The following is an 11407-nucleotide window of genomic DNA, read 5'->3' on the forward strand; positions in this document are numbered from 1 at the left end:
GGCTGAAATTTTGTCGATTTTATGATCCGGGGCAGTTTGGTAAGGGCATCGGCTTGTGTATGCTCCGTCCACGTTTCGGGCTCATGCTCACCATTATAAGAACAAGAACATTGCCTATGACCCTCAGCTCCGACCTGTCGGGCCCTTCTGTGGAGCCCCGGGTTATCCGCAAACAGTACGCCATGGAAATGGCGGTCGAGCGCACGCGCCTGCTCTACCAGGGCTCGCTGCTGCCTACGCTGTTCATGCTGATCAACGGGCTGGTCTGTGCCGCACTGCTCTGGAGTCCGCAGCGCTACTTCATCGTCAGTGTCTGGCTGATCTGGCTTCTATCGCTGGTGGCCCTGCGGGTGATTCAAGTCGCGGCCTTCGATTCGGCCATTCCCAATCGCCAGGCCCATCCGGTCTGGCGTCGCATGTTCCTGCTGGGCTCCGCCATGACAGGCCTGACCCTGGCCGGTGCCGGCATCGCTCTGGTTCCCGCTGATAATTTCATGCAGCAAGCCTGGGTATTCGGCCTGATCGGCGCCGCCGCCCTGTCGGCCAGCGTTGCGTATGCGGTCAGCCTGCCGGCATTCTTGTCCTTTACCTTGCCTTGCCTGTTGCCGGCCATCGCCTATCTCTTCTGGGGTGGAGATGAACAAGGCCAGGGTTGGGGCTGGTTCGGGCTGATTTTATTGGGCGCGTTGAGCGTGGTGGCCTGGCAGGTCAACAGGTTGATCGACAGCGGCTTGCTACGGCGCTTTCAGAATCAGGCCCTGATCGAGCATCTGCAGCAGGCGCAGAGCTGCGGCGACCAGCTCAATCACGAATTGGCCAAAGAGATTGATCATCGCCGGTGCGCCGAAGACAAATTGCGCGAAGCCCAGGTCGAGCTGGAAAACCGGGTCGCCCAGCGCAGCCTCGAACTGGACGCGGCCAACCAGGCCCTGAGCAAGAGCGAAGCGCGACTGGCGCTGGCGTTGAAGGCCAGTGAACTCGGGCTGTGGGACTGGAACCTGCAAACTGACGAAGTCCATCACACCCAACTTCAAGAGTTGTTCGGCCTGGAACCGGAATTCGTCACCGCGATGCTCAGCCACCTCAAGCCTCGCCTTCATCCCGAAGACTTGCCGTCGCTGCGTCGTGCCCTGGTCGAGCATTTGAAAGGCCGCAGCGAGGATTACCAGATCGAATACCGGGTGCGGCACGGCGACGGTCACTGGGTCTGGATCGAGGACCGTGGACGAGCGGTCGAGCGCAGCGAAAATGGTCGGGTGATCCGCATGGTCGGCACCCGCCGCGACATCAGCGCGAGCAAGGGCCAGGAAGAACAGCGCCAACTGGCGGCGACGGTGTTTGAGGCGGCCAGCGAAGGCATCGTGATTTTCGACCCCAATTACGCGCTGATCGCGGTCAATCAGGCTTTCAGCCGGGTCACCGGCTACGACATCGACGACATGATCGGGCGCAACGTCGTCGAGTTGCCGTGCAGCCGCGATGCGCGCAGGCACTACGGCGCGATCCATCATGCGCTGGAACAGCACGGCACGTGGCAGGGCGAGCTGGTGGAAACCCGCAAAAACGGCGAGCTCTATCCACAGTGGCTGCAACTCAACGCTGTTCGGGATGCTCGGGGAAAGGTGAGCCATATTGTTGGCTTCTTCGCCGATCTGTCCGCTCGACGGGAATCCGAAGAGCGCATGCGCTATCTGACCCATTACGATGAACTCACGGGCCTGGCCAACCGTTCGCTGTTCCGTGAACGGCTGCGCGAAGCGCATCAGCGAGTGCGTCAGGGCGGGCGTCGCAGCCTGGCGCTGCTGCATATCAACCTGGATCGTTTCAAGCTGCTCAATGACAGCCTTGGCCATGAAGTCGCTGACCAGTTGCTGCAGAAAATGGCCCGGCGGCTGGTCAACGCATTGCCCGAGGCGGACACCATCGCGCGGCTTTCCGGTGACGAATTTGCGGTGATATTCGATGCCTACGGCAACCTGTCGAGCCTGGCGCGCGTGGCGACCCGGTTGTCGACCAAACTGCGTTTGCCGATCACCGTCGATGGCCATGAACTGGTGGTCAGCGCCTCGATGGGCATCAGCATGTTGCCGGACACCGCCAGGGAAATTTCCGCGCTGGTCAGCCAGTCGAACATTGCCATGCAGCACGCCAAACACTTGGGCGGCAACAACTTCCAGTTCTACACCGAGAGCTTGCAGGCCAGCACCCTTGAGCGATTGCAGCTTGAAAATCAGCTGCGCAAAGCGATCGAAGAGAAGCAGCTGCAAGTCTATTACCAACCGAAACTTTGCCTCGCCACCGGACGCCTGAACGCTGCCGAAGCGTTGGTGCGCTGGGATCATCCGACCATGGGGCGTGTGCCACCCGCTGAATTTATCGGTCTGGCGGAGGAAACCGGGCTGATCGGTCCGATCGGCGAGTTCGTGTTGCGCCAAGCCTGTTGGCAGGCCTGCGAATGGCAACGGCAGGGGCTTGAGCCGATTCGCGTGTCGGTCAATTTGTCGGTGCATCAATTGCGCCAGGGCAAGTTGGTCAGCCTGGTGCGGCAGGTACTGGAAGAAACCGGTCTGGCGCCGCACTACCTGGAGCTCGAACTCACCGAAAGCCAGTTGCTGGACAGCGTCGAGCACATCATCGCGACGTTCCAGCAGCTGCGGGATCTGGGCGTGAAACTGGCGATCGACGATTTCGGCACGGGCTATTCGTCCCTGAGTTATCTCAAGCGCATTCCCGTGGATTACGTGAAGATCGATCAGGCGTTTATCCGCGGTCTGGGGCAGGGCAGCGAGGACGCAGCGATCACCCGGGCGATCATCGCCATGGCGCATGGCTTGTCGCTGAAAGTGGTGGCTGAAGGTGTGGAGCGCGCAGAGCAGCTGGAATTCTTGAAAGCCGAGCGCTGCGATGAAGTGCAGGGTTACCTGATCAGCCGTCCAGTCGAGGCCGATGACCTGGCGGCGCTTTTAGGTGAGGACGCAAAACCCTTGTAAGTGCTACATCAAGCGTATGTGGCGTGGAATGGGGACATCGAGTTACGCATTGAGCAGGCAAAAAGCCGATTCATGTAGTATAACTACAAGCTTGCTACATCCCCGGCCCCTGCCAATAACAAAGAGTCCAGACCTTTGAATCTGCTGCAACACATCGCCCAGTCACGCCACCTCTTACGCAAGTCGGAGCTCAAGGTCGCCGACCACGTGCTGCTTGATCCGGCGGCGGTGATGCACAGCTCCATGGCCGACCTGGCCCATAGCGTGGGCATCAGTGAGCCGACCATCGTGCGCTTCTGCCGCGCCATCGGTTGTTCCGGTTTCCAGGACTTGAAACTCAAGCTCGCGCAGAGCCTTGCGGCAGGTGCGAGTTTTGGTCAGTTTGCGATCCATGAAGACGATTCGGTCGCGGACTACAGCCTGAAAATCTTCGACACCACCCTGCACACCTTGATGGAGGTTCGCGAGAAGCTCGATCCGGTGGAATTGCAGAGGGCTGTGTCGTTGATGTCCCAGGCCCAACGCGTGGAGTTCTACGGCTTTGGCGCGTCGGGCGCGGTGGCGGCGGATGCCCAGCACAAATTCTTCCGTTTGCTGCTGACTGCGGCGGCGTATTCCGATCCGCACATGCAAGCGATGTCTGCGGTCACCTTGAAACCGACCGATGTGGCGATCTGTATTTCCCAGTCCGGGCGCTCCAAGGATTTGTTGATCACCGCTAACCTGGTGCGCGAGAGCGGCGCCTCGTTGATCACGTTGTGCCCGAGCCAGACGCCGTTGGCCGAGCTGTCGACCGTCAACCTGGCGATTGATGTGCATGAAGACACTGAAATCTACACGCCGCTGACCTCGCGTATCGCTCACCTGGTGGTGATCGACGTATTGGCGATGGGCGTGGCCATGGCGCGCGGGCCGAGCCTGGTCAACCACCTCAAGAGCGTCAAACGCAGTCTGCGCAGCTTGCGGCTGTCGCCCAAATCAGTGAAAGCCCTCGACGACTGATAATGGCTGGAATTGTGGCGAGGGAGCTTGCTCCCGCTGGGCTGCGGAGCGGCCCCAAACCATTCACAGCGATGTTCTGACCAATCGCATCAGGCTCATTACGACGGCTGTGCAGCCGAGCGGTAGCAAGCTCCCTCGCCACAGGTTCGCGGTCAGTCTGCGAGTTTCATCGTTCTGTAACCCACCCGCCGCCAAACCGTCATCCCTCGCGCCTATCTTGAAACTCCCGTAATCGCCTTGGGAGACTCGAAATGGCCCAGCCCTACGAAGAACGCAACAGCGCCGTCAAAACCCGTCGCCAGCAAGAAGACCAGCGCCGCATGGAATTTCGCCGCGCCATCGAAGATCGCTGCGAGCGCCGCCAGTTGCTGGCCGAGATCGGCGATTTTTCTGATCTGGAACTCAACTACTGGCAGGCAGCTCCCGCAACTTCCCGTCGAAACGCTCAACCAGGGCGCTGATCTGCACCCGTTCGCTGCGGATAAACGCAAGGAATGCGTGGGCCACCGGCGACAGCCGTTTGGCCTTGGCCTGCACCAGGCACCAGCTGCGGTACAGCGGCAGTTCTTCGACCGGTAACTCGACCAATCCGCCGGTCGCCAACTCAAGGTTCAGGGCGTGGCGCGTCAACAGCGCGACGCCCAGACCCGCCAGCACACATTCACGCTGGGCTTCGGCCGATGAGACCTCCTGCGTCTGGTTGAAGTGCACGCGCTTCTCTTTGAAATACTCTTCGCACGCCATACGCGTTCCAGAGCCGGGCTCGCGCAGCAGCAAGGTGTAAGGCTCGAGGTCTTGCAGGCGCAGCGGCCCCATGTGACACAGCGGATGGTCCGGTGGCGCCACGGCCACGATCGGGTTGTTGAGGAACGGCAGGAATTCCAGCCCCATGTCCTGCGGCACCATGGACATGATCACCAGGTCGTCGCGGTTATCAGACAGTCGACGGATCACCTGCCCTCGGTTGACCACCGTCAGTTGCAGATTCACTTCCGGATGCTGACGCTTGAACGCAGCAAACAAGTGCGGGACGAAATACTTGGCGCTGGATTCCACCGCCAGTTTCAGCTGTCCCTGCAACGATCCCTGCATGTCCGACAGCTGCATATCGAGGTTTTCCAGGCGCCCGAAAATGTCTCGACTGGCACGCTGTAGTGCTTCGGCGGCTTCCGTCATGTAGAGTTTTTTGCCGACGTAATCGAACAAAGGCTGACCAATCAACTCCTCAAGCTGACGAATCTGCAAGCTGACGGCCGGTTGGGTGAGGGACATTTCATCGGCTGCCCGGCTGTACGACCTCAAATCACAGACCTCATTGAAGATCTGCAATTGACGCAATGTCATACGCATCAATGACTTACGCATTTTATAAGCACTCTCGCCACAAGCTGATGGATCAACTATAAGTCTTTACTTATGGCTAACCCAATTATTAATCATTTTTGTTAATCCCTTGTGGGGGCTAGTGTGGGGCTGCGACTAAGTCGAAACATTTAGTCACGCGTCGACCTGGTCTAGCAGGTCGTGGGTACCACCGGCTCAAGGGAACCTCCAAGTGATAAAAAAGATCCTGATCGCCAACCGTGGTGAGATTGCCGTACGAATCGTGCGTGCCTGCGCCGAGATGGGCATTCGCTCGGTCGCGATCTATTCCGACGCCGACCGCCATGCCTTGCATGTGAAGCGTGCGGATGAGGCCCACAGCATCGGTGCCGAGCCATTGGCCGGTTACCTCAATGCGCGCAAGCTGGTGAATCTGGCGGTCGAAACCGGTTGTGATGCCCTGCATCCCGGCTACGGTTTCCTGTCGGAAAACGCTGAACTGGCGGACATTTGCGCCGAGCGCGGCATCAAGTTCATCGGTCCATCGGCTGAAGTGATTCGCCGCATGGGCGACAAGACTGAAGCCCGTCGCAGCATGATCAAGGCGGGCGTGCCCGTCACTCCGGGGACCGAAGGCAACGTTGCGGACATCGCCGAAGCCCTGATCGAAGGCGACCGCATCGGTTATCCGGTCATGCTCAAGGCCACGTCCGGTGGTGGTGGCCGGGGTATTCGTCGTTGCGACAGCCGTGAAGAACTCGAACAAGCCTTCCCGCGCGTCATTTCCGAAGCCACCAAGGCCTTCGGTTCGGCGGAAGTGTTCCTGGAAAAATGCATCGTCAACCCGAAACACATCGAAGCGCAGATCCTCGGCGACAGCTTTGGCAACGTGGTGCACCTGTTCGAGCGCGATTGCTCGATCCAGCGCCGTAACCAGAAGCTCATCGAAATCGCGCCAAGCCCGCAACTGACCCCGGAACAGCGCGCCTACATCGGCGACCTGTCTGTGCGCGCAGCCAAGGCCGTGGGCTACGAGAACGCTGGCACCGTGGAGTTCCTGCTCGCCGAGGGCGAGGTGTACTTCATGGAGATGAACACCCGGGTGCAGGTGGAACACACCATCACCGAAGAAATCACCGGGATCGACATCGTCCGTGAGCAGATCCGCATTGCGTCCGGCCTGCCGCTGTCGGTGAAACAGGAAGACATCCAGCACCGCGGTTTCGCGCTGCAATTCCGGATCAACGCCGAAGACCCGAAAAACAACTTCCTGCCGAGCTTCGGCAAGATCACCCGTTACTACGCGCCCGGCGGCCCCGGCGTGCGCACCGACACGGCCATCTACACCGGCTACACCATTCCGCCGTTCTACGACTCCATGTGCCTGAAACTGGTGGTGTGGGCGCTGACTTGGGAAGAAGCAATGGACCGTGGCTTGCGCGCCCTCGACGACATGCGTCTGCAAGGGGTCAAGACCACTGCCGCGTACTACCAGGAAATCCTGCGTAACCCTGAATTCCGTAGCGGCCAGTTCAATACCAGCTTCGTTGATAGCCACCCTGAACTGACCAACTACTCGATCAAGCGCAAACCCGAAGAGCTGGCCCTGGCCATCGCCGCCGCCATCGCCGCCCACGCAGGCCTGTGAGGAATATAAGAATGAGCAAGAAGATCTTTGTAACCGACACCATCCTGCGCGACGCCCACCAATCGCTGCTCGCCACCCGCATGCGCACCGAAGACATGCTGCCGATCTGCGACAAGCTCGACAAAGTCGGCTACTGGTCGCTGGAATGCTGGGGCGGCGCGACTTTCGACGCTTGCGTACGCTTCCTCAAAGAAGACCCGTGGGAGCGTCTGCGCCAACTGCGCGCCGCGCTGCCTAACACGCGCCTGCAAATGCTCCTGCGTGGCCAGAACCTGCTGGGCTACCGCCATTACAGCGACGATGTGGTCAGGGCTTTCGTCGCCAAGGCCGCGGTCAACGGCATCGACGTATTCCGCATCTTCGATGCCATGAATGATGTGCGTAACCTGCGCGTCGCCATCGAAGCCGTAAAAGCGGCCGGCAAACATGCCCAAGGCACCATCGCGTACACCACCAGCCCGGTGCACACCATTGACGCGTTCGTGGCTCAAGCCAAGCAAATGGAAGCCATGGGTTGCGACTCGGTGGCGATCAAGGACATGGCCGGTCTGCTGACGCCATACGCCACCGGCGAACTGGTCAAGGCGTTGAAATCCGAGCAATCGCTGCCGGTGTTCATCCACTCCCACGACACCGCTGGCCTGGCCACGATGTGCCAACTCAAGGCCATCGAAAACGGTGCCGACCACATCGACACCGCGATCTCCAGCTTCGCTTCGGGCACCAGCCACCCAGGCACCGAGTCGATGGTCGCCGCCCTTAAAGGCAGCGAGTTCGACACCGGTTTGAACCTGGAGCTGCTGCAAGAGATCGGTCTGTATTTCTACGCCGTGCGCAAGAAATACCACCAGTTCGAAAGCGAGTTCACCGCAGTCGATACCCGTGTGCAAGTCAACCAGGTACCGGGCGGGATGATCTCCAACCTGGCCAACCAGCTGAAAGAGCAGGGGGCCCTGAACCGCATGGCCGAGGTGCTGGCCGAAATCCCGCGAGTTCGTGAAGACCTTGGTTTCCCGCCGCTGGTGACCCCGACTTCGCAAATCGTTGGCACCCAGGCGTTCTTCAACGTGCTGGCCGGCGAGCGCTACAAGACCATCACCAACGAAGTGAAGCTCTACCTGCAAGGCGGCTACGGCAAGGCGCCGGGCACTGTGAACGAGAAACTGCGTCGTCAGGCGATTGGTAGCGAAGACGTGATCGACGTGCGTCCGGCCGATTTGCTGAAGCCGGAAATGACCAAGCTGCGTGCCGAGATCGGTGCCGTGGCCAAGTCTGAAGAAGACGTGCTGACTTACGCCATGTTCCCGGACATCGGCCGCAAATTCCTTGAAGAGCGCGCGGCCGGCACCCTGACGCCAGAAGTGCTGCTGCCGATTCCTGAAGCCGGCGGTGTGACCTCGGCCGGTGGTGAAGGCGTGCCGACCGAGTTCGTCATCGACGTTCACGGCGAAACCTACCGCGTCGACATTACCGGTGTTGGCGTCAAGGCTGAAGGCAAGCGTCACTTCTATCTGTCGATCGACGGCATGCCGGAAGAAGTGGTGTTCGAACCGCTCAACGAATTCGTCAGCGGTGGCAACAGCAAGCGCAAGCAAGCCACAGCTCCGGGCCACGTCAGCACCACCATGCCGGGCAACATCGTCGACGTGCTGGTCAAGGAAGGCGATACCGTGAAAGCCGGCCAGGCCGTGCTGATCACCGAAGCGATGAAGATGGAAACCGAAGTCCAGGCGGCCATCGCCGGTAAAGTCACCGCCATCCATGTGGCGAAGGGCGACCGGGTGAACCCGGGCGAAATCCTGATCGAGATCGAAGGCTGAGATAACAGCCTCGATACACCGTTTTAAACCTCGGGGGGGCATGTGCTCCCCTTTTTTTTGCCCGCAGTTTCGCGTTTGAACATGTGGGAGCGAGCCTGCTCGCTCCCACTGGGACTGCGGTGAATCAATGGTTGATCAGAACGCCATCCGCCACTGTCCCATTACGCCGTGATTGCGGCTGTCAGTGCCAATCTCGCCGTTAAGGCCGACCCCCAACGTATGTTTCGCTGACAAGCCAAGGTCCAGACCTGTATCAACCAGCAAGCTGTCACGGTCCAGCGGCGCACCGGAAACGGTGAAGTTCTTTCCGCCCGTTGCCAGTCGCTGACGGGTGTCGATGTCGATATCCCCGTAGGTGTGTTTCCAGCCGGCACTGAACCTCGGGGTCAGTTGCATGCCGTTATCCAGGGTGTTGATCTTCGCCAGTCGCAGGCCGAACGTGCTGTTGAGGTTGTTCTGGGTCTGGCCGTGGACTTTCAACGCTGCCGCGCCACCTTTTTCCGTGTAACCGTCGCGCTGATAGCGTTGGTAGCCAAGGCTGGCAAAGGGTTCGATGCTGACATTGGCTCGACCCAGGTTGTAACCCACTTCCGCGAAGGCCTGCTGGGTGCTGGCAGCATAACGGCCTTCGGGGCGGTCGCTGAAACCGTTGAAGGCAACCCGACGTTTAGTGCTGGCGTCGTGATTGCTGTAGGTCGCGCCCAAGCGCAGCGACATGGGGCCGTTCTGGCGCAGGGCATAGGCGCCCAAGTGCCAACTGTCAAAATCGCCGTCGAGTTCACGACTGTCCAGGCGAGTCTCAGACTTGCCGCCCATCACACCGACACGCCATTCCTCATCGACACCCCAATCTGCGCCCAGAACGAGGCCTTTGGTCGACGTTTGCAGAGCGTAGTGGTCGCGATCCAGCGTTCCACCGTGTCCCAAGGCTTGCAGCCAGACCCTGCCGTTTTCCGGGCTGCCGGCGGCGAGTCGTGGCGAGTTGGAACGGTTGCCGCGTGGGTTGTACGCGCTGGCGCGGTCCAGTTGGCGCATGGTCGAGAGCAAGGAGGCGCTGACGGGGCTGTCGCTGTTGAGGGTTGCCTTGACGAGGTTGGCATTGCTGTCACCGGCCAGTTGCTCAAGAGCGTAGGTGGCGGTGGATTTGTCGGTGGTGAGCAGGGCGGTGACGGCCGCATTGGACTCACTTGTTTTAGCCGTCGGCTCGGCCACGCTTTGGCCAAACGCTCGAGCATTGTCGTCTGCGGCGAAATCCTCTATCGGTACTTCATTGCGAGCGTAGTTGAGCACCACATCAGTCTTGGAGTAAGACAGCTTCGGCGTCATGTACGCCAGATTGCTCGTGACGCTACCGAATTTTCCTTCCACCAGGCTGGCTTTCAGCACTGTGTAATCACTGCTGTCGGGATAGTTGCCCGGCAGTGCAGCAACCTCCAGTGAGGCATTTTCAAGCGCTGCAATACCTTCGACGATGATGGTGGGAGGCTTGCCGGTAGCCGTTACGCCGTAGGAGAGCGTGGCACCCTCTGTGAATATCAGGTCTTCTCTGACGTGTGGAGCGCCAAGCCGCTCGCTGACCTGCAATGTACCGTCTACATAAAGATTGCGTACTTCACCTTGGCCACCGTAGCGACCCCCTTCGCGAACAATGGCATCACCCGCGATGCTGCCCATGTTGAACAGCGTTGCGCCGTCCAATACCTCGGCTCCGCGGTCGAAGTCGTCTTTACCCGTCAAAGACCAAGCGCCTTGCGCGACTCGCAACCCGGAAAAGTGACTGGTTTTGTCGAGTACGCCGCCCTCGGGGGAGTCGAGCAGTATTGCGTTTTTCCCACCACCGCCCTGAATTTCTCCTGCAAAGCTGACACCGCTACCGATGATAAGAAGGTCATCTCCCATCCCCAGTGTCAGTGAGACGCCGTCGATGCTTTCGTACCGCCCTGCTGCAGTGGTGCGCTTGACGCCATCGGCATTTGAGAATTCGTCGAACGTCATCGGTAAATCGTTATCTACCGTTTCGAGCGGGACATCATTGTTCCCGGGTAACTCGTAAAGAGGCTCCGCTGGATCGATGGGTTCCGTGGTAGCGGCTACAGGTGGAGCAGGATTCGCTGGCACCTCAGCCGAAACCGGGCCGGGTTCGCCTTCCGGTGTTGCGGGCGATGGTGGTGGGAGCGAATCGTCGGCAGTTTCGGGAAAGTCGTAAAGATGCGCTGCGAGATCTACAGGTTCCGGGGCAGCCGAATCAGTTGGCGGCTGAATTACCGGTTCTTGTGGCTTTAGTGAAGCGGGTTTGACGGCATGCTGCATCGGACCAATGAAGTTCCTGATCGCCAAAAGATCATCACTTTTTCGCCAAGCGGTTGTTCGAGCTTTTTTGTCGGGCGCTTCGACAGCCGCATCAATCTCTGGTTGCTGAGCCATCGATACATCGATGCAGCCAAGGGAGAGGGCGATCGCCAGGGCGAGTCGATGCGGGCGATAAGTGGACGGCGTGGGCATTGAATTTGACCTTGTTTTTGAGAAGGTCAAACTCTAGGAGGGAGCGCTGGTCCTTGAATGCCGGGCGTTTCCGGCATTTTTGAAGGGCCATGGAAATTCGGTTGTAGCAAAAATCCTACTCC

General features: G+C 59.6%; 7 protein-coding genes. 5 read left to right on the top strand and 2 right to left on the bottom strand.

The features are described 5' to 3' along the window. Positions 1–116: 116 nt before the first annotated feature. The 3 genes from QMX98_RS10735 (at position 117) to QMX98_RS10745 (ending at position 4453) form a co-directional block, all read left to right on the top strand. Positions 117–2990, top strand: coding sequence for an EAL domain-containing protein (locus QMX98_RS10735; RefSeq protein ID WP_010465376.1), 2874 nt, complete (start codon positions 117–119; stop codon positions 2988–2990). Between the two features lie 135 nt (positions 2991–3125). Next, complete coding sequence (gene hexR, locus QMX98_RS10740; RefSeq protein ID WP_008027445.1) at positions 3126–3992, top strand: transcriptional regulator HexR; 867 nt, start codon at positions 3126–3128, stop codon at positions 3990–3992. Positions 3993–4243: 251 nt separating this feature from the next. Next, complete coding sequence (locus tag QMX98_RS10745; protein WP_010465375.1) at positions 4244–4453, top strand: hypothetical protein; 210 nt, start codon at positions 4244–4246, stop codon at positions 4451–4453. On the opposite strand, the gene QMX98_RS10750 is transcribed toward QMX98_RS10745, so the two are convergent. Next, positions 4395–5357 carry a LysR family transcriptional regulator gene (locus QMX98_RS10750; protein ID WP_282410747.1) on the bottom strand — a complete coding sequence of 321 codons (963 nt, stop codon included), beginning with the start codon at positions 5355–5357 and terminating at the stop codon, positions 4395–4397. The genes QMX98_RS10745 and QMX98_RS10750 overlap by 59 nt on opposite strands. 190 nt (positions 5358–5547) lie before the next feature. On the opposite strand from QMX98_RS10750, the gene QMX98_RS10755 reads away from it, so the two are divergent. After that, complete coding sequence (locus QMX98_RS10755) at positions 5548–6963, top strand: acetyl-CoA carboxylase biotin carboxylase subunit (RefSeq protein ID WP_169857215.1); 1416 nt, start codon at positions 5548–5550, stop codon at positions 6961–6963. 11 nt (positions 6964–6974) lie between these two features. Beyond that, complete coding sequence (gene oadA / locus QMX98_RS10760; RefSeq protein WP_010465372.1) at positions 6975–8783, top strand: sodium-extruding oxaloacetate decarboxylase subunit alpha; 1809 nt, start codon at positions 6975–6977, stop codon at positions 8781–8783. Between the two features lie 135 nt (positions 8784–8918). On the opposite strand, the gene QMX98_RS10765 is transcribed toward oadA, so the two are convergent. Next, a complete protein-coding gene (locus QMX98_RS10765; protein WP_282410748.1) occupies positions 8919–10778 on the bottom strand; it encodes an autotransporter domain-containing protein in 1860 nt (619 codons plus the stop codon). Positions 10779–11407 lie beyond the last annotated feature (629 nt).

It is taken from the genome of Pseudomonas sp. PS02303 (genome assembly GCF_029959925.1).
In the GTDB taxonomy this organism is placed as follows: domain Bacteria; phylum Pseudomonadota; class Gammaproteobacteria; order Pseudomonadales; family Pseudomonadaceae; genus Aquipseudomonas; species Aquipseudomonas mandelii.

Coding starts and splice junctions, on each gene's coding strand:
- QMX98_RS10735 (WP_010465376.1), top strand. CDS start 117: ATGACCCTCAGCTCCGACCTGTCGGGCCCTTCTGTGGAGCCCCGGGTT.
- QMX98_RS10745 (WP_010465375.1), top strand. CDS start 4,244: ATGGCCCAGCCCTACGAAGAACGCAACAGCGCCGTCAAAACCCGTCGC.
- oadA (WP_010465372.1), top strand. CDS start 6,975: ATGAGCAAGAAGATCTTTGTAACCGACACCATCCTGCGCGACGCCCAC.
- QMX98_RS10765 (WP_282410748.1), bottom strand. CDS start 10,778: ATGACGTTCGACGAATTCTCAAATGCCGATGGCGTCAAGCGCACCACT.
- QMX98_RS10750 (WP_282410747.1), bottom strand. CDS start 5,357: ATGCGTAAGTCATTGATGCGTATGACATTGCGTCAATTGCAGATCTTC.